Raw genomic sequence first — 22,951 nt, 5'->3', positions numbered from 1 at the left:
ACACTATCAAGCCGCAGGTCTTATACAAGACTCACGCGAAGCGGTATTCCGAGATCTGCCGATACACCTCGTCGGGCCGCAGGGTCGGATCGGGGAAATGGGGCCGGTTGGGACTGTCCGGCCAGACCTGGCTTTCCAGGCACAGGCCGGCGTTCGCGCCGTAGCGGGCGCCGTCCAGTCCCGGCGCGGCGACGTCCACCTTGTGGCCATCATAGACCTGGACGCCGGGCTCGGTCGTGTGCAGCTCGAGCGTCAGGCCGTTGCGCGGCGAGCGGAGCCGCGCGGCGCGCCGCAGAAGCTGGTCGCGGGTGGGCCGGGGAGCCGAGAGGACGAAATTATGGTCGTAGCGGAACGGCGCGCCGTCCCGCCCGGCGAACCGGATCGGCCGAAGGCTGCGGAAGTCGAAGGGCGTTCCGGCGACGGCCCTCACCTCGCCGGTGGGGATCAGGTCCTCGTCCACAGGGGTGTAGAAGGAGGCGTCGACCTCCAACTCGTGGTCCAGCACCGAGGGCGAGCCGTCGAGGTTCCAGTAGGCGTGCTGGGCCAGATTGACGATCGTCGGCGCGTCGGCGACGGCCGTCAGCTCGACCCGCAGCGTCGCGGGCTCGACCATGCGGTAGACGCAGGTCGCCGTGAGCTGTCCCGGGTATCCGCCGTCCCCGTCCGGAGAGACGAGCGTCAGCGCGACGGAGGTCTCGTCATGCGCCGCGAGCCGCCACAGCCGCTTGCCGAAAGCGGCGCCGCCGCCATGCAGGGCGTGGCGGCCGGCCTGGTTGCGATCGAGCTGGCGTTCGACGCCGTCCAGCAGGAAGCGGCCGCCGGCGATCCGGTTGGCGTAGCGCCCCGCGATGGCCCCCATATGGGGCGAATGCTCGACATAGTCCTCGATCGTCTGCAGGCCCAGCACGACGCGATGGCGCCCGCCCGACGCAAGCGGGACGCGCAGGTCGCGCAGGACCGCGCCCCAGGTGATCACCTGGGCCTCGGCGCCCGCCTTCGACCGGATCGTGACCTCGTGGACGACGTCGTCGCCCAGCCGGCCGAACTCCCTCACCGTCATGCCCCCTCCCCCATGGTCTTCCGTGTCTTGAATCGAACCGCCGCTCGCGGCCCGACGGGCCGGAGCGGCGGAAGACGTCGTCACCAGCTGCCGGTGTTCTGCATCGAGGCCCAGGGCTCGGCCGGGGGCTTCGGCTCGCCTTTCTGAAGCAGCTCGATCGAGATGCCGTCCGGGGAGCGGATGAAGGCCATGTAGCCGTCGCGAGGCGGGCGATTGATCGTGACGCCGGCCTTCATGAGGCGGTCGCACAGCGCGTAGATGTCGTCCACCCGATAGGCCAGGTGGCCGAAATTGCGGCCCCCCGCATAGTCCTTCTCGTCCCAGTTGTAGGTGAGTTCGAGCAGCGGCGCCTTGCTGTCCCGGGCGCGGTCCACGTCCCCCGGCGCGGCCAGGAACACGAGCGTGTAGCGACCCTTCTCGTTCTCCGTGCGCCGCACTTCGACGAGCCCGAACTTGGCGCAGTAGAAGTCGAGCGCCTTGTCGAGGTCGCCGACGCGAACCATCGTGTGCAGGTATTCCATGGAGCGCCTCCTGTTCGGCCGTTCGGCCGGTCCGTTTCGCGCGAGCCGGCGCCGCGCGATGGCGGGACGGCTCCGATCGCCCTAGTCTTATAGGGCGATGGCGGCGGCGGACACCCCCGCACGCCAGACCCGGACGCCTCTTTCGGCGCGTCGGGGAAGGAGAGACCCATGCAGGACGACCGGGCTGACGACCGCCTCGAGGGCGACGAGGACGAGATCGAGATCCTGTCCGAACCTCCGCCGCCGCGCGTGCTGGCGCAGACCGTCGCGGTGGCGCGCGACGGAACGTCGGTGGAGCGGGACCGGACGCTGGCGGCCGAAGTCCCGGTCTCGATCACCTATAACGGGATCGCCCACGCCGTCATGATGGCGAGCCCCGTCGACATCGAGGACTTCGTGGTCGGGTTCTCGCTGACCGAGCAGATCGTCGACCGGGCGGAGGAGATCGAGGAGATCTTGATCCGGCCGATCGCGTTGGGGATGCTGGCGCAGGCGATCATCCCGCAGCACCGGCAGAAGGCGCTCTTGGAGAACAGGCGCAACCTCGTCGGCCAGACCGGGTGCGGGATCTGCGGCATCGTGGAGCTCGAGCAGGCGGTAAGGCGCTTCGGTCCGATCGGGCGACGGCCGGAGATCAGCGGCGACGCCGTCTTCCGGGCCGTCGACGCCCTCTATCCGTTGCAGCAGCTCAACCGCGAGACGGGCGCGGTCCACGCGGCCGCCTTCGTCGCGCCGGATGGCGCGATCCTGGCCGTGCGCGAGGATGTCGGGCGCCACAACGCCCTCGACAAGCTCATCGGCCACATGGCCCGGACAGGCGTTCCCGGCCACGCCGGCTTCTGCCTCATGACCAGCCGCATCTCCTTCGAGCTCGTGCAGAAGTGTCTGGCCGCCCGCATCCCGGCGCTTGCCGGAATCTCGGCGCCGACAAGCCTCGCGGTCCAGCTTTCGCAAGAACATCGGCTCACGCTGATTGCGTTGGCGCGCAACGATACTTTCCAGGTCTTTTCCGATCCGCACTCGCTTTTCGGAAGCACTCGCAACAGGTCTCCGTTCAACTTGAAGGAGAGCGCGCGGGCGGATTGACCCAGCCCGGCGGACCTTGTACCCCAGCATCGAATCCGCAGGGGGACGCCATGTCTGAGCACGCGCACGCCAAAGAGCAGGCGGCGTTCTGGTCCATCGTGGCGAGCGCCGCGCTGACGGTCGGCAAGCTCGTCGCGGGCCTCCTCTCGGGTTCGCTGGCGCTGCTCTCGGAGGCGGGCCATAGCCTGCTGGACACGGGCGCGACGATCCTCACCTATTTCGCCGTGCGCGCCGCCGACAAGCCGGCGGACGACGAGCACCACTACGGCCACGGCAAGATCGAGGCGGTCGCCGCCCTGATCGAGACGGGTCTCCTAATGGTGCTGGCCGTCGGGGTGCTATGGGAAGCCGGTCGGCGCCTCCTGGGCGAGATGGCCGTGGTGGACGCCACCTGGCTCGCCTTCGCGGTTCTGATCGTCTCGATCGTGGTGGATTTTTTCCGCTGGCGCGGGCTCACGAAGGTGGCCGAGGAAACCCGCAGCCACGCGCTCGCCGCGGACGCGCTGCATTTCTCGTCGGACCTCGTCTCGTCCACGCTGGTCCTGATCGGCCTCGCGGCGACGAAGCTCGGCTTCGTGCAGGCGGACGCCTTCGCGGCGATCGGGGTGGCGCTGTTCATCGCCATCGCGGGCTACCGGCTGGGGCGCCGGACCATCGACACGCTGGTGGATGCGGCGCCCGCGGGGCTGGCGGACCGGATCCGCGGCATCGCCCTGTCCACGCCGGGCGTGGTCGGCGTCGGCCCGGTCCGCGTCAGGCCCGCCGGAGCGCAGGTCTTCGGCGAGGTCGCCGTCGACGTGTCGCGCACGCTGCCGCTGGACCGGGTCACCGCCATCAAGGACCGCATCGCGGCCGCCATCAGCGCGGCGGTTCCTGAGGCGAGCGTGACCGTGAACTCCAACCCGGTGGCGCTGGACGACGAGACCATCCTGGAGCGCGTGCTGCTCATCGCGGCCAAGCGGCGCGTGCCCGTCCACCACGTCACCGTGCAGGAGATCGGCGGCCGCCTCTCCGTCAGCGTCGATCTGGAGGTCGATGCGCGCATGAGCCTCGGAGCGGCGCACACCATCGCCACGCGCTTCGAGTGCGCCGTGCGGGAGGAGTTCGGCGCGGACACCGAGGTCGACACCCATATCGAGCCGCTCGTGGTGGCCAGCCTCGCCGGCCATGACGTGGAGGGTCCCCTGGCGGAGCGGATCCGGACCTCCCTGGCGACGCACGCGGCCCGGCAGGGCGTCATCTCGGACGTCCACAGCATCCGCATCCGCGAGACGCCCGGGCATGGGCTGGTCGTGAACTATCACTGCCGCGTCGATCCGGCCCTCGACGTGACGACCGTGCACGACCATGTCGACCGGCTCGAGCAATGCGTGCGGGCCGACGCGCCGGCGATCACGCGCATCGTCAGCCACACCGAGCCCGTCAGGGCGGCGGCGCGCGCATAGCCTTCGGGAGAGCGGGCGCGGGTTGTGGCGCAGGCCCGAACGGTCGATAACAGCGGCCCCGATTTCAGCCGAGACCGCCATGCGCACCGATGCAGCTCCCGCCATCCGCCTCGAGGACTATCGCCCGGCGGATTACCTGATCGATACGGTCGAGCTCGACGTGCGCCTGGATCCCACCAGGACCAGGGTGACCGCCGAGCTGGGGGTGCGGCCTCATCCGGCGGGCCGCGTCGGCGCTCCGCTGGCGCTGGACGGGGACGAGCTGACGCTGGTCTCGATCGCGCTCGACGGCCTGGCGCTGTCGCCCAACGCCTATGAGGCGTCCCCTCAGGGGCTGACGCTGATCTCGCCGCCGGAGCGGCCGTTCCGGCTGACGATCGAGACGCAGCTCGACCCGACCTCGAACACCAAGCTGATGGGGCTTTACCGCTCGTCGGGCGTCTACTGCACCCAGTGCGAGGCAGAGGGCTTCCGCCGGATCACTTATTTCCTCGACCGCCCCGACGTGATGTCGGTCTACACGACCCGCATCGAGGCCGACGCCGAGGACGCGCCCGTCCTGCTGGGCAACGGCAATCCGGGCGCGCGCGGCGTCCTGCCCAACGGCCGCCATTTCGCCGTCTGGAGCGACCCGCATCCCAAGCCCGCCTATCTGTTCGCGCTCGTGGGCGGCAGGCTGGGCCGGGTGGGAGGCGAATTCACGACCCGCTCGGGCCGGCGGGTGGAGCTCGGCGTCTATGTGGAGCCGGGCAAGGAGGACCGCGCTGGCTACGCGATGGACGCGCTCATCCGGTCCATGCGCTGGGACGAGGAGACGTTCGGCTGCGAATACGACCTCGACGTGTTCAACATCGTCGCCGTGTCGGACTTCAACATGGGGGCCATGGAGAACAAGGGCCTCAACATCTTCAACGACAAATACGTCCTGGCCAGCTCGGAGACGGCGACGGACGCCGACTACGCCGCCATCGAGGCGATCATCGCGCACGAATATTTCCACAACTGGACCGGCAACCGGATCACCTGCCGGGACTGGTTCCAGCTCTGCCTCAAGGAGGGCCTGACCGTCTTCCGCGACCAGGAGTTCAGCGCGGACCAGCGATCCCGCGCGGTGAAGCGCATCGCCGACGTGCGGACCCTGCGGGCGCAGCAATTCGCCGAGGATTCAGGCCCCCTCGCCCACCCGGTCCGGCCCTCGGCCTATCGGGAGATCAACAACTTCTACACGGCGACCGTGTACGAGAAAGGCGCCGAGCTCATCCGCATGCTGAAGACCCTCGTGGGTCCGCAAGCCTTCAAGGCGGGGATGGATCTCTATCTCGACCGCTGCGACGGCACGGCGGCGACCGTGGAGGATTTCCTGGCCTGCTTCGCCGAGGCGAGCGGCGGCGACCTGACCCATTTCTCGCTGTGGTATCGCCAGTCCGGCACGCCGTCGGTGGCGGTCAGGAGCCATTACGACGCGCAGGCGCGCACGCTGCGCCTCGATTTCGCCCAGAGCACGCCGCCGACCCCGGGCCAGCCCGAAAAGTCGCCGGTGGTGATCCCGATCCGGCTCGGTCTCGTGGGCCGCAGCGGCGCGGCCCTCGCGATGACTCCGGCCGATCACGAGCCGTTGGCGGAGGGTCTCTTCGTGCTCGACCGCACGGCCGACAGCATCACCTTCCGCGACGTCCCGGAGGTCCCCGTCCCGTCGCTGCTGCGGGAGTTCTCCGCGCCCGTGAGGCTGGAGCAGGAGCTGTCGTCGGAAGACCTTCTGACGCTGTTCCGCCACGACGAGGATCCGTTCAACCGGTGGCAGGCGGCGCAGAGCTACGCCATGCGGCTGATGGTGCGCGCCGTCGAGGCGGTGCGCAGCCAGACGGCGCCGGAGCTCGACCCCGCCTTCGCGCAGGCGTTGGGTGAATTGCTGGCCCATACCGAGGACCACGCCTTCGCGGCGCAGGTGATGGCGCTGCCGAGCGAGGCGGACGTGGCGCGCGAACTCGGGCGCGACATCGATCCGGACGCCATCCTGGCCGCCCGCAAGACGTTGCGGGCCCATGTCGGCTCGGCGATCTCGGCGCAGCTCGCCCGCACCTACGAGGCCCTGGCGAGCCGCGAAGCCTACGCTCCCACGGCCCAGGCCGCCGGACGGCGCGCGCTGCGCAACGCCGGGCTCGACCTTCTGGCCGCCGGCGATCCCGAGCGGGGCGTGCCTCTGGCCGAGGCGCAATTCGCGACGGCCGACAACATGACCGACCAGATCGCCGCCCTCGGCGTCCTGGCGCAGCATCCCGGCCCCGCCCGGGAAGCCGCCTTCCAGGCGTTCGGCGAGCGTTTCTCGTCCGATCCCCTGGTGCTCGACAAATGGTTCGGCCTGCAAGCCGCCATCGCCGAGACGGGGACGCTCGACCGCGTGCGCAGGCTAATGCGGCATCCGGGCTTCTCGCTGTCGAACCCCAACCGGACCCGCGCCCTCATCGGCGCCTTCGCGATGGCCAACCTGTCCCAGTTCCACCGCGCCGACGGGGCCGGATACGCCTTCCTGGCCGACATCGTGCTCCAGCTCGACGGGGCGAACCCGCAGCTCGCCGCACGCCTCCTCGGGGCCTTCCGGACATGGCGATCGCTGGAGCCGGTCCGCCGCAGCCGAGCCGAAACGGAGCTGCGCCGGATCGCCTCCCAGGAAGGCCTTTCGACCGACGTTTCGGACATCGTCACCCGCTCGCTGGCCTAGCGTAAAGCCAAGCTTCGCCCTGGCTGAACCTTCGCGCTATGGTCGTAGTCCGGGGGTCTATACTACCCTTTGTGGCAAGCGATTTTTTTGGGCGTAATCATCCCTTAACAACTGGACAAATCAGCGCCCTCGGATTCAGATCATCCCGATTCGGAGAGATGCGGCACGTCCTTCCGAATGGGCGTTTTAGGATCCGAGGGGGTTAACGCATGGCGCGTTCATTCGCAGCCATCGCTTCCGTACGCGCGCATTCCATACCCGGCTTGGTGCGTTCGTTCGCCAACCCGGCCTATGTAAAGCTTCTCGACATCGAGCCCTGGCTTCGGCGAATCGTGCCGGTGATGGTGGGGCTCTTCGTCGTCGCGCTCGGCAGCGTGTCTTTCATGAACGCCTCGGCGACGCGCGAAGAGACGCTCGTCGACGCCGCCAACGACATCGACATCCTGGCAGCCTACGCGACCGCCGAGTTCGGGCGCCTCGCCCAGGACGCCGGCCGCGCGTCTCCTTCCAAAGTCCTCGCCCTCATCCCCGGCCATGTCCTGCATGACGGCCGGTTCGTGCTCGTCACCAACGAGGCCGGCGCCGTGACGGCGAGCCTGCCCGGCGGCCTCTACACGCAGACGACCCTGACGGACGTCCTCGGCCCGACCCAGCCCTTGACCACGTTCGCCGACAAGGCGGGCGTCATCGCCATCACGCTGGGGTCGGGCGCCAAGGCCCTCGCGACCGTCCGCAATCTCCCCGCCCCGTACGGCCAGATCGCGGTCATCCAACCGATCAACCTCGCGCTGGCCGGGTGGCGGCAGCGGACCACCTCGACGCTGATCCTGCTCGGCGCGGCCGGGCTGGTGCTCACCGCCATCAGCACCGCCTATTTCTGGCAGGCCTGGCGCGCCCGCCAGGCGGACGTGATCTGCGACAGCTTCCGCCGCCGGCTCGACACCGCGCTCTCGCGCGGCCGCTGCGGGCTGTGGGACTGGGACATCGCCCGCGGCACGCTCTACTGGTCGGACTCCATGTACGAGATGCTCGGCTACGAGCGGAGCAGCGAGTTCATGTCCTTCGGCGAGGTCAACCGCCTCGTGCACCCCGACGACGGCGATCTGTTCTCGCTGGCTGACACGCTGGCGAGCCGAGAGGCCACCACGGTCGACCACGCCTTCCGGGTGCGGGCCGCCAATGGCGACTGGGTCTGGGTCCGGGCCCGGGCCGAGCTGGTCCGCGACGGGGAGAACCGCGATCCGCACCTGATCGGCATCGCCATCGACATCACCGAGCAGCGCCGGATGGCGCAGGAGACCGCGACCGCCGACATGCGGCTGCGCGACGCCATCGAGACCATCTCGGAGGCCTTCGTCCTGTGGGACGACGACAACCAGCTCGTGATGTGCAACTCGAAATTCCAGATGCTGCACAATCTCGCGCCGGAGGCCGTGCAGCCCGGCACTCCCTACGAGACGCTCGCCGCGGCGCTGACGCCGCCTGTCGTGCAAAACCGGATCGACACGGCCCCGGACAAGGCGGGCTCGCGCAGCTACGAGGCGCAGCTGCCGGACGCGCGATGGCTGCAGATCAACGAGCGGCGGACCAAGGACGGCGGCTACGTCTCGGTCGGCACCGACATCACCATGCTCAAACGCCAGGAAGAGCGCCTCCTGGACAGCGAGCGCAAGCTCACCGCCTCGGTGGCGGACCTGAAGCGCTCGCGCCAGACCCTGGAGATGCAGGCCCAGCAGCTCGCCGACCTCGCCGAGCGCTACCTGGAGCAGAAGGCCGAGGCCGAGAGCGCCAACCGCGCGAAATCAGAGTTCCTGGCCAAGATGAGCCACGAACTGCGGACGCCGCTGAACGCCATCCTGGGCTTCTCGGAAGTGATGGAGGCCGGGATCTTCGGGTCGCTCGGCTGCGACAAATACACCGACTACTGCCGCGACATCCGCAAGAGCGGCGAGTATCTCCTGGGCCTCATCGCCGACATCCTGGACATGGCCGAGCTGGAAGCCGGCCGCGTGCGCATGAAGCGCGAGCCTCTCCTGGCCGACGAGGCCGTCAACTCGGCCATCAGCGCCATCTCGGAGACGGCCCGGTCCCGCGGGCTGACGCTCACCGCGGAATCGCTGCCCGACACGATGGTGCATGCCGACCGCCGCGCGCTGGAGAAGATCCTCGGCCACCTCCTCTCCAACGCCGTCAAGTTCACCCCCGAGGGCGGCAAGGTCATGGTCCGGGCCCGCAAGATCGGCGGTTCGGTCAACATCTATGTCGAGGACACCGGCGTCGGCATCCCCAAGGACGCGTTGCCCAAGCTGGCCCGGCCCTTCGAATGGGTGGACATGGACGCCACCAAGCCGACCGACGGCTCCGGCCTCGGCCTGGCCATCGCCCGCTCGCTCGCGGAGCTGCATGGCGGGGGCCTGCGCATCCGCTCCTGCGAAGGCACCGGCACGATCGTGCTGCTTCACCTCCCGCTGAAGGCGCCCAGCGGCTTCGAGATCGCCTCGGCCCAGGTCACCAAGCACTGACGGGCCGCGCTCAGGACAGAAGCTCCGCGCAGGCCTGCGCCACCCGGGCGCGCAGGTCGGCCAGTTCGCGCTCCAGCACGCGGAAGTCCGGCAGGCCGACGACGGCCGCCATGCGGCGCTTGAGGCCCGCGGCGGCTTGCGAGGGGGCGAAGTCCCCCGCCACGCTGAGCCGCTGCCACTGGAACAGATCCCGCATGAAGGCGTAGCCGTCGCGCAGCAGCGTCCCCGTCTCGGCCGGCAGCGCCTGCGCCTCGATGGCGGCGTCGAGAATGTCGTGGGTGGCCGTCCGCACCAGGCTGGGATGGAGCCTGCCGTGGATCAGCACGACGGTCTGCGCCACGAACTCGATGTCGAGCAGGCCGCCGCGGGCGAGCTTCAGGTCCCACCCGTCCTGGTCGCCCTTCTCCTGGGCGATCAGCGCGCGCATCGCCAGGGCGTCGCGGCGCACGGCGGCAGGCTCGCGCTCGACGGTCAGGATGGCGTTGATCGACCCCGCCACCGTCTCCATGAACAGCGGGTCGCCGGCGACGGGCCGCGCCCGCGTCAACGCCATCTGCTCCCACGTCTCCGCCTCGCCCTGCTGGTAGGAGAGGAACCCCTTGTACTGGGTGGCGGCCGGGCCCTTGTTGCCGGAGGGTCGAAGCCGCATGTCGACGGCGTAGAGCACGCCGCGGCGGGTCGGGACCGTCAGGGCGCTGATCAGGCGCTGGGTCAGCCTCGTGTAGTAGACCACCGCGTTGAGCGGCCGCGGACCGTCGCTCTCGGCCGCGTCCTCCTCGAAATCGTAGAGCACGATCAGGTCGAGGTCGGACGTGGCGGTCATCTCGCGCGAGCCGAGCCGTCCCATGCCGACCACGGCGAGCCGCCCGCCCGGCACGCGGCCATGCTCGGCGGCGAAGCGCCGCTCCACGTCGCGCAGCGCGACCCTGATGACGGCCTCGGCCAGCACCGCATACGCTTCGCCGATGCGGCTCAGCGCGAGCGATCCGGACAGGACCCGCGCCCCGACGAGGAACATCTCGTGCTGCCCGGCTTCGCGCAGCCTGTCGAGGAAATCCTCCAGCAGGTCCGGCTCTCCCACAGCCTGGCCGAGGCGGTGGACGAGTTCGTCGACGTCGCCATAGGGCCGCGCCAGCGCGGGATCGATCAGCGCGTCCAGCAGATGCGGCCGGCTCGCCACCGTATCGGCGAGGCGCGGCGCCGACCCCAGCAGGTCGGCGAACAGGCTGAGCACCGGCTTGTGGCTCTTGAGGATGGAGAAGAGCTCGACGGCGGCCGGCATGCGCCCCAGCGCCGCGTCGAAGGCCGCCAGCGCGCCGTCCGGGTCGGCGCTGCCGCCGAAGGCCGCCAGGAGCGGCGGGACGAGTTCGGTCAGCACTTCGCGGGCGCGCGGGCTGGTGACCGCCTGCCGGCGCCCGAAATGCCAGCCCCTCACCGTCTCGGCCGTGGCGGCCGGATCGGTGAAGCCCATCCGCCGCAGCGTCTGCAGGGTCTCGGGGTCGTCCTGCACGCCGGTGAAGACGAGGTCGCCTTCCGTGGCCGTGAGCTCCGCGCCTTCCTCGAACAGGCGGGCGTAATGCTTCTCGACGTTGAGCGCGTGCGCGGTCAGCGCCTTGGAGAAGGCGGCCAGGGACTTGAACCCGCAGAACCGGGCGAAGCGGCCGAGCTTGTCCTCGTCGTGGGGCAGCTCCTGCGTCTGCTCGTCGGCGAGCATCTGCAGCCGGTGCTCGACCGTGCGCAGGAACAGGTATGCGGCGCCGAGCTGAGTCTCGGCGGTCGACGAGATCCAGCCGTCCTGGCGCAGGGCGGTGAGCATATCGAGCGTCCGGCGCCCGCGAAGCTGGGGCCGGCGGCCCCCGAAGACGAGCTGCTGCGTCTGGACGAAGAACTCCACCTCGCGGATGCCGCCGCGGCCGAGCTTGATGTTGTGCCCGGCCACCGCGATGGCGTCATGTCCGCGCACGGCGTGGATCTGCCGCTTCATGGCGTGGATGTCGGCGATGGCGGCGAAGTCGAAATATTTGCGCCAGATGAACGGCGCGAGCTCGGCCAGGAACGCGTCGCCAAGAGGAAGGTCGCCCGCCACGGGACGGGCCTTGATCAGCGCGGCCCGCTCCCAGTTCTGGCCGACCGTCTCGTAATAGGCGAAGGCCGACGGAAGCGGGATCGCGGTCGGCGTGGAGGCCGGGTCAGGCCGCAGCCTCAGATCGGTGCGGAAGACGTAGCCGTCCGGCGTGCGCTCCTGCAGGAGCTTCACCACGCCCTTCAGGATGCGCACGAAGAACGGCGTCGCATCGACATTCGCGGCCAGCGGCGCCGAGACGGGGTCGAAGAAGGCGACGATGTCGATGTCGGACGAATAGTTGAGCTCGCGCGCGCCGTGCTTTCCCAAAGCCAGGATGACGACGCCGCTGCCGCGGCCCGGATCATCGGCGTGCGGCGGCGAAAACCGGCCCGCCTCGGCGCTTTGCGCCAGGAGCCACCGCACGCTGCTGGCGACCGCCGCGTCGGCGAAGTCGCTCAGCGCCTCGGTGACCTGGATGACGGACCAGACGCCCCCCAGGTCCGCCAGCGCGACGAGGAGCGCCAACTCCTGCTTGGCCCGGCGCAGGCGGCGCATCAGGTCCGTCTCGGTCTCCGCCAGCCGCCACGAGGCGTCGACCGCGGCGACGAGGCCGGCCAGCCGCTCCGCAGGGTCAGCGTCCAGCAGCGCGGCGAGACGGCCCGGGTCGGCCGTGGCCAGGCGCCACAGGAAGCCCGAGTGGTCGGCCAGCCCGGCCAGAAGGGCTTTCACGGTGCCGCCGCCTTCGACCCGCCGCCGGAGCGCGGCCACGCCCCCTTCGTCCGCCGCCGCCAGCAGTTCGGCGAGGCGCGCGTTCGCCCCCTTGGCGTCCGCAAGCTTCGGGGCGGCGCCGATCCGCCCAGCGAGCGGCCCTGCGCGGGGGTCCGGCGGAGCGCGTCCCGCGTCCGCTGCGATGTCCGTCATGGCGCTCCCGACCTCTGCGGCAGCGCGAGCACGGCGCGCAGCCCGGGCTGATTATCCTCCAAACGGAGAGTTCCGCCATGCAGGCGGGCGATGGCGGCGGCCAGGGACAGGCCGAGCCCGAAGCCCGGCTTCGTCCGGGCGCCCTCCAGGCGGATGAAGCGCTCCAGCGCGCGGGCGCGGTCGGCGGCCGCGATCCCGGGTCCGCGGTCGGCGACCACGATCTCGATCCCGTCCGCGCGCCGCCCGGCCGTCACCAGGATGGCGGACGCATCGCCCGCGCTTGCGCCCTCCAGCAATGGGAGGGCGTCGCGCCGGGCGTATTTCAGCGCATTGTCGACGAGGTTGGCGAGGGCCTGCCCGACCAGTTCGCGGGAGCCCACGGCCGTCAGGTCGGGCGGCGCCTCCAGGCGCAGGGCGACGCCGGCCTCCTCGGCCACCGGCTCATAGAGCTCGACCACGTCGCGCATGGCCTCGGCCACGTTGAAGGCCACGAAGTTTTCGCGCACGCTCCCGGCCTCGGCCCGCGCGATCATCAGGAGGGCGTTGAAGACGCGGATGAGATTGTCCGCCTCGTCGATGGCGCCCTCCAGCGCGCGCCTGAAATCGTCCGGCTTCTCGGCCGTCCGCAGCGCCTCCTCCGCGCCGTTGCGCAGGCGAGTCAGGGGCGTCTTGAGGTCGTGGGCGATGTTGTCGGAGACCTCCTTGAGGCCGGTCATCAGCTCCTCGATGCGGTCCAGCATGGCGTTGAGGTTGACCGCGAGCCGGTCCAGCTCGTCATTCGCGCCGGCGATCGCCAGACGCCCGGAGAGGTCGCCCGCCATGATGCCGCGCGTCGTGTCCGTCATGGCGTCGATGCGGCCCAGCACGCGCCGCGTCACGAACCAGCCGCCGAGCAAAGCCAGGGCGATCACGAGCGTCAGCGACCACCCGAAGGCGCGGCGGATGACCAGCCGCATGCGGTCGGCCTCCGCCAGATCGTGCCCGACCAGCAACCGCACCCGCGCGGGCAGCTCGTAGATGCGCACCAGGGCCACGTGGGGCCGCTGGTCGTCGTCATTGTGGAAATAGGAGATCTGCCGCTGCCCGGGGGTCGCCAGCAGGTCCACCGGGAGGCGGCCGATATTGCCGGCGAGCTTCTCGCCAGCTGGGCCGACGACGAGATAGAGGGAGGCGCCGGGCTGCCGCGAGCGTTGCTCGATGACGTCGACCAGGCGGCGAAGCCCGCCGGCCGCATACTGCTCGGCGAGGCCCTGCGTCTCCGCCTCCACGACCGACGCGACCTGGTCGACGATGAGCCGGCGCGCGTTGAAGGCGATGTAGCCGAGGAGGAAGAACGCAAACAGCGTGAAAATGAGGAGGTAAGCCAGCGACAGCTTGAACGCCGTCGTGCGGAAGAGCTTACCGAGCGCCGTCACGGACCATGTACCCCGCGCCGCGCACCGTATGGATCAGCGGACGATCGAACCCTTTGTCGACCTTGCCGCGCAGGCGGGAAAGATGGACGTCGATGACGTTGGTCTGGGGGTCGAAGTGATAGTCCCAGACATTCTCCAGCAGCATCGTGCGCGTCACCACCTGGCCGGCGTGCTTCATCAGGTATTCCAGCAGACGGAACTCGCGCGGCTGGAGCTCGATCGGCTTCCCGGCCCGGCTCACCTCGTGGGAGAGCCGGTCCAGCTGAAGGTCTCCGACGCGGTAGCGCGTCTCCTCGACGGGGCCCGCCCGGCGGCGGCGCGCCAGCACCTCGGTGCGGGCGAGCAGCTCGGAGAAGGCGTAGGGCTTGGGCAGGTAGTCGTCGCCGCCGGCCCTCAGGCCCTTCACGCGGTCGTCGACCTGGCCGAGCGCGGAGAGGATCAGGACGGGGGTCTCAACCTTCTGCTCGCGCAGGCCGTGGATGAGGGAGAGGCCGTCCAGCTTGGGCAGCATGCGATCGACGATCAGCACGTCGTAGTCGCCCTCGCGCGCCAGCGCATAGCCGTCGAGCCCGTCGGCGGCGTGGTCGGCGACGTGCCCGGTCTCGCGGAACGCCTTGACCAGGTAGGCCGCGGAATCCTTGTCGTCCTCGACGATCAGAAGCTTCATGTCCATGACATACCTCCAAGACGCCCGGCTGTTGAGGGGCGAACGGCGTCCGGAGCGCATTTCGAGACGAAAATGGCAGGCCGGGAGGGGGCTGAATCCCGGCCTGCCGTCTTTCCCGGCCGCATCGGTTGGAGGATGCGGCCGGGAGCGCAGGAGATCGACGCGGGGCGAGCGCGATGTCCTGCTTCGGCGCCGGAGGAACGGGGAAGCCGCCGGCGCCGATGGGGTCAGCGGGCCCGGATCAGCCGCGCGCGTCCTTCTTGGGGAAGGCGAGCGCGACGAAGCGGGTGTCCTTGCCGCTCTTGAGGCGCATCAGCACGGCCTTCTTGCCGTCCTTGCGGGCGTCCGCGAGAGCCTGCTTCACCTCGGCGGGATCGGCCACCGCGCGGCCGCCGATCTCCAGGATCACGTCGCCCTGCTTCAGGCCCTGCTCGGCGCCGGGACCGTCGGGATCGACCTTGGTGACCACGACGCCCTGTCCGCCCGAGCCCTGCACGGAGCGGGCCGGCGCCAGCGAGAGGCCGAAGCCGCCCGCGGCCGGACCAGCCGCATCGTCCTGCGCATCGGCGCGGGCGGTGCGGTCGGTCGGCAGGGCCGCCAGCTTCAGGGTGATCTTCTGCTCGCGGCCGTCGCGGACCACGGTGAGGTCGGCCTTGTCGCCCGGCTTCATGGCGCCGATCCGGCGCGAGAGCTCCTTCGGGCCGGCGATCTTGTCGCCGTCGACGGCCACGATGGTGTCGCCCGCCTTGACGCCGGCCTCCGCCGCCGGGCCATTGCGCTGCGCTTCGGCCACCAGGGCGCCCTTGGGCTCCTTCAGACCGAGGCTGTCGGCGATCTCCGGCGTCACCGGCTGGATCTGCACGCCGATGAAGCCGCGCGCCACCGAGCCGTTGTCCTTCAGGGACTCGACGACGTTCGCGGCGACTTCGGTCGGAATCGCGAAGGCGATGCCGACATTGCCGCCCGACGGCGAGTAGATCGCGGTGTTCACGCCGACGACGTCGCCGTTCATGTCGAAAGTCGGGCCGCCCGAGTTGCCGCGGTTCACCGCCGCGTCGATCTGCAGGTAGTCGTCATAGGGGCCCGAGCCGATGTCGCGGCCGCGGGCCGAGACGATGCCGGCCGTGACCGTGCCGCCGAGGCCGAACGGATTGCCGACCGCGATCACCCAGTCGCCGACGCGGGGCTGGCCCTTGGCAAACTTCACGAACGGGTAGGTTCCGGGCTGCTTCACCTTGAGCAGCGCGAGGTCGGTCTTGGGATCGGTCCCGATCACCTTGGCGTCGAGCGTGCGCCCGTCGTCCATCGTCACCGCCACCTCGACGCCGTGCTCCACCACGTGGTTGTTGGTGACGATGTAGCCGTCCGGGGTGATGAAGAAGCCGGAGCCCTGGGCCTGCGCGAACTGGTGTCCGCGCGGACGCTGCGGGGCGCCGCGGCCGTTGGGCTGGCCGAACTGGCGGAAGAAGTCGCGCAGCTGCGGAGGCAGGTTCGGCGGCAGGCCCTGGGCGCCGCCGTCTTCGTCGTCGCCGCCGCCGGCGATCTCGCCCGCGCCAGCGCTGACGTTCTCGACCTTCACCTTCACGGACACGACGGCCGGCTTCACCCGCTGCACCGTATCGGCGAAGGACGGCGGGCCGGCCATCGGCTGGGCGGAGGGCGCCTGCGTCTGCGCGTTCGCGACGGCGGTGGGGAAATCGGAATAGTGAGCCGCGCCGGCGCCGACGACCGCGATCGCGCAGGCCCCGGCCAGGAGGCCGGCGCGGACCGACAGGCGGCGCCTGGGGGAATTCGTCTGATGGGACATCGATCTGCTCCTGAGGTCTGGACTGGGGGGCTTCCCCGAACCTGTGGAGCGGAAGATGGGGGCCGGCGGCTTACGGCGCCGTCACGGGATCATGAAACTTTGGAAAGGTGGGCGAATGCCGGTCAGGCGCCCGGACCGGGGCCGGTCACGCGCTCCAGCGCGGTCCGCTCCTCGACGCTGAGCGGCGACGGGGATCCCGGCCTGCGCCGCCGCGCCTGCGACCAGACTACGACGAGGCCGCCCAGCAGCACCAGGAAGGGCCCGCCCCACAGGAGCGCCGTATGCAGCGACAGCGCCGGCCGCAGCAGCACGAACTCGCCGTAGCGATCGACCAGGAAGCGCTTGATCTCGTCGGCGCCCGCGCCGGCCTTCAGCTTCTCGCGCACGATGACCCGCAGGTCGCGGGCCAGCGGCGCGTCGCTGTCGTCGATGGACTGGTTCTGGCAGACGAGGCAGCGCAGCTCCGAGGACAGGGCGCGCGCGCGGGTTTCGAGCTTCGGATCCGCCAGCACCTCGTCGGGGTTCACGGCGAAAGCCGGCGAAACGGCCAGGAAGGCCAGCAGCGAGATCGCGACGGCGAGCGCGCGCATCATGCTCATTCCGCCGGGAGCGCGGCGGGCGCGGCACGCCGGACCGGGGCGCCGACCCTCGCCCTGCCGTCGGCGAGCGAAAGCCCGCCGCCGGCGGCCATGACGACCGCGCCGAGCCAGATCAGCAGCACCCAGGGCTTCCAGTAGAGCCGGACGCCGACGCGCCCGTCGGCCTCGATCTCGGCCACGCTGGCGTAGACCTGGCCGAGGCCGACCGTGAGCAGGCCGGCTTCGGAGGTCGGCATCGTGCGTCCGGCGAAGATGCGCTTGCCGGGCTCGAGCACGCCCACGGGCGCGCCGTCGCGGCGGACGGACAGCAGAGCCGCCGTCTCGCGGTAGTCCGGCCCGTTGCGCGGAACGACCGCCTCGAGCGCCACCCTGTACGGGCCGACGTCCAGGCCGTCGCCCGGCTTCAGGGTGGCGATGCGCTCGACGCCCCAGGCGGTGGCGGAGATGCCGATCACCGTGACGCCCATGCCGGCATGCGCCAGGGCCGTGCCCCAGGCCGAGCGCGGCAGGCCGGCGGCGCGGCGCAGGACGGTCGCCACGGAGGCGCCGGCCCGGCGGGAGCGGGTGATCACCTCGGTGGCGGAGCCCAGGATGAGCCAGAAGCCCAGTCCCACGCCGAGCGGCGCGGCGACGGGTCCGCCCCGCGTGAACGCGAAGACCGCGATGGTGCCCGCGACGGCGATCGCGAAGGCGGCGGACAGGCGCTGCGCCACCCCGGCGAGGTCGCCCCGCTTCCAGGCCAGCGACTGGCCGACCGGGACGAGCAGCAGGAGCGGCGTCGCCAGAGGCAGCACGGTCGCCTCGAAGAAGGGCGGGCCGACCGAGATCTTCGCCCCGGTCAGCGCCTCGAGCGCCAGCGGGTAGAGGGTGCCGATCAGCACCGCCGAGCACGAGGCGGCCAGGAACAGGTTGTTCAGCACCAGCGCGCCTTCGCGCGAGATGGGGGCGAAGAGACCGCCCTGGCGCAGCATCGGGGCCCGCCACGCGAACAGCGTCAGCGCGCCGCCGATGAAGAACACCAGGATGGAGAGGATGAACACGCCGCGCGACGGGTCGCTGGCGAAGGCGTGGACGGAGGTGAGCACGCCGGACCGCACCAGGAAGGTGCCGATCAGCGACAGCGAGAAGGCCAGGATCGATAGCAGGATCGTCCAGACCTTCAGCGAGTCGCGCTTCTCCATCACCACGGTGGAATGCAGCAGCGCGGTGCCGGCGATCCACGGCATCAGGGAGGCGTTCTCGACCGGGTCCCAGAACCACCAGCCGCCCCACCCCAGTTCGTAATAGGCCCAGTAGGAGCCCATCGCGATGCCGAGCGTCAGGAACATCCAGGCCAGAAGCGTCCAGGGCCGGACGAAGCGCGCCCAGACAGCGTCGATGCGGCCTTCCAGAAGCGCGCCGATCGCGAAGGAGAACGCGATCGAGAAGCCGACATAGCCGAGATAGAGGAGCGGCGGATGAATGGCGAGCCCGGGGTCCTGCAGGATCGGGTTGAGCCCCTGCCCCTCGAACGGCGCCGGCAGCACGCGGGCGAAAGGGTTGGAGGTGATCAGGATGAAGAGCAGGAACGCCGCCGCGATGGCGCCCTGGACGGAGAGCACATAGGCCAGCAGGCGCACGGGCATGGCCGCGCCGCGCCAGGCCACCAGGGCGGCGAAGATGGCGAGGATCAGCACCCAGAGCAGCATCGAGCCTTCGTGGTTCGACCAGACGCCCGAGATCTTGTAGGCGAGCGGCTTGGCCGAATGCGAATTCTGCACGACGTTCAGGACCGAGAAGTCGGAACCCACATAGGCCGCCGTAAGCGCCGCGAAGGCGAGCGCGACGAAGCCGAACATCGCGAAGGCGGCCGGGCGGGCGACGCTCATCAGGGCCGCGTCGCGGGTGCGCGCGCCCCAGGCCGGCACGGCGGCCAGCGCGAGCGACAGGGCCAGGGCCAGCACCAGGGAGTAGTGTCCGAGTTCGACGATCATGGTCACGATCCCGGTTTGGCTTCGGCCGAAGCCGGCTTGGCGGTCGAGCCCGCGGAGGCGGCGGAAGGCTGCCAGACCCCCTGCTTCTTCAGGGCCTCGGCGACCTCCTTCGGCATGTAGGTCTCGTCGTGCTTGGCGAGGACGCTGTCGGCCCTGAACTCGCCCGAGGGCTGGAGCGCGCCTTCGGCGACCACGCCCTGCCCGTCCCGGAACAGGTCCGGCAGCAGGCCCCGATAGGTGACCGGGACGGCGCGATTGGTGTCTGTGACCTCGAAGCGGACGGTCTGGTCCGGGCCGCGCTGGATGCTGCCTTCCTTCACCAGCCCGCCGATGCGGAACCTCGTGCCGGGCTTGATCGCCTTCTCGACGACGTCCGTGGGCCCGTAGAAGAACACGATGCTGTCGTTGAGGGCGAAGAGCACCAGCCCGGCCGCCGTTCCCAGGACGGCGAGCGCCAGGGCGATCAGGGAGAGACGGCGCTGCTTGCGGGTCATGACGTCAGGAGCCTTCGATCTTCAGTTCCCGGCCCAGCGCCTCGATACGGCCGAGGCCGGGAGCGTCGCCGGCCAGCGCGGCGCGGGCGCGCGCCAGGGCGTCTCGCGCCTTCGCGGGCTCGCCGAGGACCATATAGGAGCGGACCAGCCGCAACCACCCTTCGACGTCCGCGCCATTCGCCGCAAGCCGCGCGTCGAGCCCCGCCACCATGGAGCGGATCGCGTCCTGGCGCTCGCCGGCCGGCATGGACGCGATGGCGTCCGCCGCGGCGCCGGAGGGCTGGTCCGGCGGCGAACCGCCCAGCGAGGAGATCTTTTCGTTCAGGCGGATCCGCACGGGGCTGCCGGGAGGCGCCTCGCTGGCGAGCTCGCCATAGATGGCCAGGGCTTGTTCGGTCGCCCCGTCCTGCTCGAAGGCGAGCGCGCGGTAGAACCGCGCCTTCACGAGCTTCGGGTCGAGCGAGAGCGCCTTCTCGACGCTCTGGCGGGCCGCCGCCGTGACGACGCCCTCGGCGGAGGCGACCTGCGCCTCGCCGAGCTTCTCGAAGCGCTCGCCGCTCTCACCCAGCAGACGGATGGCGTTCTCGAAGGCGCGCTGCGCGTCGTCGTAGCGGCCGCGGCTCATATAAACCGGGCCGACGACCTCGAAGCCGCGTCCATCCTGGGGATTGGCCGCGAGGTGCTCCTCGATCTTGGCCACCGCCTGGTCGAGGCCGAGCTCCGAGCCGGATTTGGCGACCCGGTCCCTCAGGGGCTGGTCGGCGATGTTGGGATTGCCGAGGCCCAGATAGAGCCCCAGGCTGAGAAGCGGCACCCCAACCAAAGCGAGACCCGAGGCGAGCCGGCGGCGTCCCTGCGCCGGAGAGGGCTCAGCGTGGCCCTCGCCGCGCCGCGCGGCCGCGAGCAGAAGGCGGGCCGCCTCCACCTTGGCGGTCTCGGCCTCGGCCGGATCGATGAGGCCGCGCTCGGCGTCCCGCTCGATGTCGGCGATCTGGGATCGATAGAAATGCGCGTCCGTGGCGGCTTCGGGCGAAGCCTCCGTGGCGGGCCGGTCGCGGCCGAGCGGCCCGATGACAGCGAACACGGCGGCGCCGGTCATCAGGGCCATGATGATCCAGACGAGCATGCCGTTCGATTACCGGGCCTTGGCCTCGGCGTCACGCCAATTCGCGCCCCTGCGGCATCCGGATGCGTACGGACGCCGGCGCTCAGGCGGCCGGAAGGGTCAGTTCGGCCCGCAATCCGCCCAGGGGCGATTCGCCCAGCGTTAGGGCTCCGCCATACAGGGTGGCGAGGTCCGACACGATGGACAGCCCGAGGCCGGAGCCGGGCTTCGACTCGTCCAGGCGCGCGCCGCGGCGCAGCATGCTGGTCCAGGCCTCCTTGGGCAGTCCGGGCCCGTCGTCGTCCACCTGGATGCGCAGATAGATCCGGCCGTCCTTCGGGTCCGCCGGGCGCACGTCGACATGGACGTGGGTGGCCGCCCACTTGCCGCCATTGTCGACCAGGTTGCCGATCATCTCCTCGATGTCCTGGCGCTCGCCCCTGAACAGGGTGTCGGGCGCGACCTCGCCGTCGAACACGATGGCGCGGTCGCCATGGATCTTGGCGGCCGTCCGCAGGATGCCGTCGACGATCGGCTCCACGGCGGTCGACGCCCCGACGGAGCCGGCCCGTGCGGCCGCCCGGGCGCGCTCCAGATACCAGTTCACCTGGTCGCGCATGATGGCCGCCTGCTCCTGCACCTTGGCGGCGAGCGGGCCCCCTTCGGCCGCGGCCTCGTTGATGACGACGCTGAGCGGCGTCTTCAGCGCGTGGGCGAGGTTGCCCACCTGGGTGCGGGCGCGTTCGAGGATCTCGCGGTTGGAATCGATCAGCAGGTTCACCTCCGCGGCGACCGGAGCGATGTCGTCCGGGAACTCGCCGGAGACGTGATCCGCCTCGCCCCTGCGGATGGCCCCCACGCCGGCGGAGAGCCGCGCCAGCGGCAGCAGGCCGAAGCGGACCTGGAACACGGTGGTGGCCACCAGCGCCAGCCCGAGCAGCGTGAAGGTGAGGCCCAGCGCCCAGCGGAAGCTGTCGATGGCCGCCTCGATCTCGCCGGCGTCGGCCGCCACCTGGATCAGGAACTTGCCGTCCTCGCCCAGATCGATGACCCGCTCGACCATGCGCAGGCGCCGTTCGTCCGGCCCGGTCGCGTAGCCCTCGCGAAGCTCGCCCGCCTTGGCCTTGACGTTGCTGGCCGCCAGCGACAGCAAGCGGCCGCCGAACAGGGAGGTCGAGCCCTTGATGTCGGGCGCGTCGCGGTCGATGCGGGTGATCTGCCAGTACCAGCCCGAGAGCGGCAGGTCGAAGCGCGGCTCGCCCAGGCTGTAGGGGTCGGAGCGCTCGCTGTCGTTCGGGGACGCCACGTCCGCCACCAGCGATTTCAGGTAGACATGCAGCCGTTCGTCGAAGGCGTGTTCGGTCGTGCGCCGGTTGATGGTGGACAGGATCACGCCCGCGACCAGCAGGATGGCCAGGCTCCAGGCCGCGGAAGACACGAAAAGCCGCGTCGCGATGGACTGGCGTTTACGGAGGGAGTAGCGGCGCAGGACCATCAGGCGCTCCGCTCGCGCCGCAGGGGCGTCATGTCGGGCCGGTCGGAGCCTGAAGGACGTAGCCGAGCCCACGCACGGTCTGGATCACGTCGACGCCCAGCTTGCGGCGGAGCCGGCCGACGAACACCTCGATGGTGTTGGAGTCGCGGTCGAAGTCCTGGTCGTAGAGGTGCTCGACGATCTCGGTGCGGGACACCACGCGTCCGACATGGTGCATCAGATAGGCCATCAGCCGGTATTCGTGGGAGGTCAGCTTCACCGGATTGCCATCCACGGTGACGCGTCCCGCCCGCGTGTCGAGCCGCACGGGCCCGCATACGAGTTCGCTGGTGGCGTGCCCGGCGGCGCGGCGCAGCACGGCGCGCACCCGCGCGAGGATCTCCTCCATGTGGAAGGGCTTGGTGACGTAGTCGTCGGCGCCCGCGTCGAAGCCCTGAACCTTGTCGCTCCAGCGGTCGCGCGCGGTGAGGATGATCACCGGCATCGCCTTGCCGGCGCGGCGCCAGGCCTGGAGCACCCCGACCCCGTCGAGCTTGGGCAGGCCGAGATCCAGGATCACGGCGTCATAGGGCTCGTTCTCGCCCAGATGGCAGCCCTCCTCGCCGTCGAAGGCGCGGTCGACGGCGTATCCGGCCTGCTCCAGCGCGGAGACGATCTGGCGGTTCAGGTCCTTGTCGTCCTCGACGACGAGCAGGCGCACGATGTCATCCTTGGTCGGTTCGGGTCAGCGCGATCCCATGACCTTGCCGGTCTGGGCGTCCACATACACCCTGACGACCCTTCCGTCCCGCTTCAAGGCCGTGATGGCGTAAACGAGCCCGCCGTCGTGTCGGCAGAGGCGCGCCCGCACCGCCTCACCGCCCAAAGCGCCGCGGGCGGCCCTTAGGGCCGAGACCTGCGGAACGACCCGCTTGGCGGCGACCTCCTCGCGGATTTCGCTCTCGCCGAGGCATCCCACCAGCTTCGGCACTTCGGACTCGGAGGCCCGCGCGGCGGACAGGGAATAGGTCGCAACGACCGCAACGGCCGCCATCATGATCCAAGAAAACTGTGCCAT

17 protein-coding genes are annotated in these 22,951 nt (G+C 70.4%); 4 read left to right on the top strand and 13 right to left on the bottom strand.

Going from position 1 to position 22,951, the window contains the following annotated elements:
• Positions 1-31 precede the first annotated feature (31 nt).
• The gene (locus tag ACYVO7_RS08930; protein ID WP_460449466.1) at positions 32-1,060 is read right to left on the bottom strand and encodes an aldose epimerase family protein; all 1,029 of its coding nucleotides are present in this window, start codon (positions 1,058-1,060) and stop codon (positions 32-34) included.
• Positions 1,061-1,140: 80 nt separating this feature from the next.
• Positions 1,141-1,581: a VOC family protein gene (locus ACYVO7_RS08925; protein WP_460449465.1), complete on the bottom strand. Its 441-nt coding sequence runs from the start codon at positions 1,579-1,581 to the stop codon at positions 1,141-1,143.
• A 168-nt stretch (positions 1,582-1,749) separates the two neighbouring features.
• Between ACYVO7_RS08925 and fdhD the strand changes: the two genes are divergently transcribed.
• From fdhD to ACYVO7_RS08905, 4 genes are all read left to right on the top strand, one after another.
• A complete protein-coding gene (gene fdhD / locus ACYVO7_RS08920) occupies positions 1,750-2,667 on the top strand; it encodes a formate dehydrogenase accessory sulfurtransferase FdhD (protein WP_460449464.1) in 918 nt (305 codons plus the stop codon).
• 50 nt (positions 2,668-2,717) lie between these two features.
• On the top strand, positions 2,718-4,112 hold the full coding sequence (locus ACYVO7_RS08915; protein WP_460449463.1) for a cation diffusion facilitator family transporter: 1,395 nt from the start codon (positions 2,718-2,720) through the stop codon (positions 4,110-4,112).
• A 79-nt stretch (positions 4,113-4,191) separates the two neighbouring features.
• Complete coding sequence (gene pepN, locus ACYVO7_RS08910; protein ID WP_460449462.1) at positions 4,192-6,831, top strand: aminopeptidase N; 2,640 nt, start codon at positions 4,192-4,194, stop codon at positions 6,829-6,831.
• A gap of 266 nt (positions 6,832-7,097) precedes the next feature.
• Positions 7,098-9,353 carry a sensor histidine kinase gene (locus ACYVO7_RS08905; RefSeq protein ID WP_460449588.1) on the top strand — a complete coding sequence of 752 codons (2,256 nt, stop codon included), beginning with the start codon at positions 7,098-7,100 and terminating at the stop codon, positions 9,351-9,353.
• Positions 9,354-9,363: 10 nt separating this feature from the next.
• Here ACYVO7_RS08905 and ACYVO7_RS08900 read toward each other — a convergent pair whose 3' ends face one another.
• The 11 genes from ACYVO7_RS08900 to ACYVO7_RS08850 all read right to left on the bottom strand — a co-directional run bounded on the left by ACYVO7_RS08900 (position 9,364) and on the right by ACYVO7_RS08850 (position 22,927).
• A complete protein-coding gene (locus ACYVO7_RS08900; protein WP_460449461.1) occupies positions 9,364-12,339 on the bottom strand; it encodes a bifunctional [glutamine synthetase] adenylyltransferase/[glutamine synthetase]-adenylyl-L-tyrosine phosphorylase in 2,976 nt (991 codons plus the stop codon).
• The gene (locus ACYVO7_RS08895) at positions 12,336-13,754 is read right to left on the bottom strand and encodes a sensor histidine kinase (protein WP_460449460.1); all 1,419 of its coding nucleotides are present in this window, start codon (positions 13,752-13,754) and stop codon (positions 12,336-12,338) included. The genes ACYVO7_RS08900 and ACYVO7_RS08895 overlap by 4 nt, the downstream gene beginning before the upstream one ends.
• The gene (locus ACYVO7_RS08890) at positions 13,738-14,421 is read right to left on the bottom strand and encodes a winged helix-turn-helix domain-containing protein (protein ID WP_460449587.1); all 684 of its coding nucleotides are present in this window, start codon (positions 14,419-14,421) and stop codon (positions 13,738-13,740) included. The genes ACYVO7_RS08895 and ACYVO7_RS08890 overlap by 17 nt, the downstream gene beginning before the upstream one ends.
• 241 nt (positions 14,422-14,662) lie before the next feature.
• Complete coding sequence (locus tag ACYVO7_RS08885; RefSeq protein ID WP_460449459.1) at positions 14,663-16,228, bottom strand: Do family serine endopeptidase; 1,566 nt, start codon at positions 16,226-16,228, stop codon at positions 14,663-14,665.
• A gap of 122 nt (positions 16,229-16,350) precedes the next feature.
• Positions 16,351-16,821, bottom strand: a complete 471-nt coding sequence (locus ACYVO7_RS08880) for a cytochrome c-type biogenesis protein (RefSeq protein ID WP_460449458.1) — start codon at positions 16,819-16,821, stop codon at positions 16,351-16,353.
• 2 nt (positions 16,822-16,823) lie between these two features.
• The gene (locus ACYVO7_RS08875) at positions 16,824-18,800 is read right to left on the bottom strand and encodes a heme lyase CcmF/NrfE family subunit (RefSeq protein WP_460449457.1); all 1,977 of its coding nucleotides are present in this window, start codon (positions 18,798-18,800) and stop codon (positions 16,824-16,826) included.
• Between the two features lie 2 nt (positions 18,801-18,802).
• A complete protein-coding gene (gene ccmE, locus ACYVO7_RS08870; protein ID WP_460449456.1) occupies positions 18,803-19,294 on the bottom strand; it encodes a cytochrome c maturation protein CcmE in 492 nt (163 codons plus the stop codon).
• 4 nt (positions 19,295-19,298) lie between these two features.
• Positions 19,299-20,420, bottom strand: coding sequence for a c-type cytochrome biogenesis protein CcmI (gene ccmI / locus ACYVO7_RS08865; RefSeq protein ID WP_460449455.1), 1,122 nt, complete (start codon positions 20,418-20,420; stop codon positions 19,299-19,301).
• Between the two features lie 82 nt (positions 20,421-20,502).
• Complete coding sequence (locus tag ACYVO7_RS08860) at positions 20,503-21,894, bottom strand: sensor histidine kinase (protein WP_460449454.1); 1,392 nt, start codon at positions 21,892-21,894, stop codon at positions 20,503-20,505.
• Between the two features lie 28 nt (positions 21,895-21,922).
• A complete protein-coding gene (locus ACYVO7_RS08855) occupies positions 21,923-22,594 on the bottom strand; it encodes a response regulator transcription factor (RefSeq protein ID WP_460449453.1) in 672 nt (223 codons plus the stop codon).
• A gap of 24 nt (positions 22,595-22,618) precedes the next feature.
• Positions 22,619-22,927, bottom strand: a complete 309-nt coding sequence (locus ACYVO7_RS08850) for a PepSY domain-containing protein (protein ID WP_460449452.1) — start codon at positions 22,925-22,927, stop codon at positions 22,619-22,621.
• Positions 22,928-22,951: the final 24 nt, after the last annotated feature.

The organism is Alsobacter sp. SYSU BS001988 (assembly GCF_054796215.1).
This window is presented reverse-complemented; position numbering and strand designations above follow the sequence as displayed.

Excerpts from the sequence above, each read along its gene's own strand:
- ACYVO7_RS08930 (WP_460449466.1), bottom strand. The coding sequence starts at position 1,060 with ATGACGGTGAGGGAGTTCGGCCGGCTGGGCGACGACGTCGTCCACGAG.
- ACYVO7_RS08925 (WP_460449465.1), bottom strand. The coding sequence starts at position 1,581 with ATGGAATACCTGCACACGATGGTTCGCGTCGGCGACCTCGACAAGGCG.
- fdhD (WP_460449464.1), top strand. The coding sequence starts at position 1,750 with ATGCAGGACGACCGGGCTGACGACCGCCTCGAGGGCGACGAGGACGAG.
- ACYVO7_RS08915 (WP_460449463.1), top strand. The coding sequence starts at position 2,718 with ATGTCTGAGCACGCGCACGCCAAAGAGCAGGCGGCGTTCTGGTCCATC.
- pepN (WP_460449462.1), top strand. The coding sequence starts at position 4,192 with ATGCGCACCGATGCAGCTCCCGCCATCCGCCTCGAGGACTATCGCCCG.
- ACYVO7_RS08900 (WP_460449461.1), bottom strand. The coding sequence starts at position 12,339 with ATGACGGACATCGCAGCGGACGCGGGACGCGCTCCGCCGGACCCCCGC.
- ACYVO7_RS08890 (WP_460449587.1), bottom strand. The coding sequence starts at position 14,421 with ATGAAGCTTCTGATCGTCGAGGACGACAAGGATTCCGCGGCCTACCTG.
- ACYVO7_RS08885 (WP_460449459.1), bottom strand. The coding sequence starts at position 16,228 with ATGTCCCATCAGACGAATTCCCCCAGGCGCCGCCTGTCGGTCCGCGCC.
- ACYVO7_RS08880 (WP_460449458.1), bottom strand. The coding sequence starts at position 16,821 with ATGATGCGCGCGCTCGCCGTCGCGATCTCGCTGCTGGCCTTCCTGGCC.
- ACYVO7_RS08875 (WP_460449457.1), bottom strand. The coding sequence starts at position 18,800 with ATGATCGTCGAACTCGGACACTACTCCCTGGTGCTGGCCCTGGCCCTG.
- ccmE (WP_460449456.1), bottom strand. The coding sequence starts at position 19,294 with ATGACCCGCAAGCAGCGCCGTCTCTCCCTGATCGCCCTGGCGCTCGCC.
- ccmI (WP_460449455.1), bottom strand. The coding sequence starts at position 20,420 with ATGCTCGTCTGGATCATCATGGCCCTGATGACCGGCGCCGCCGTGTTC.
- ACYVO7_RS08860 (WP_460449454.1), bottom strand. The coding sequence starts at position 21,894 with ATGGTCCTGCGCCGCTACTCCCTCCGTAAACGCCAGTCCATCGCGACG.
- ACYVO7_RS08850 (WP_460449452.1), bottom strand. The coding sequence starts at position 22,927 with ATGGCGGCCGTTGCGGTCGTTGCGACCTATTCCCTGTCCGCCGCGCGG.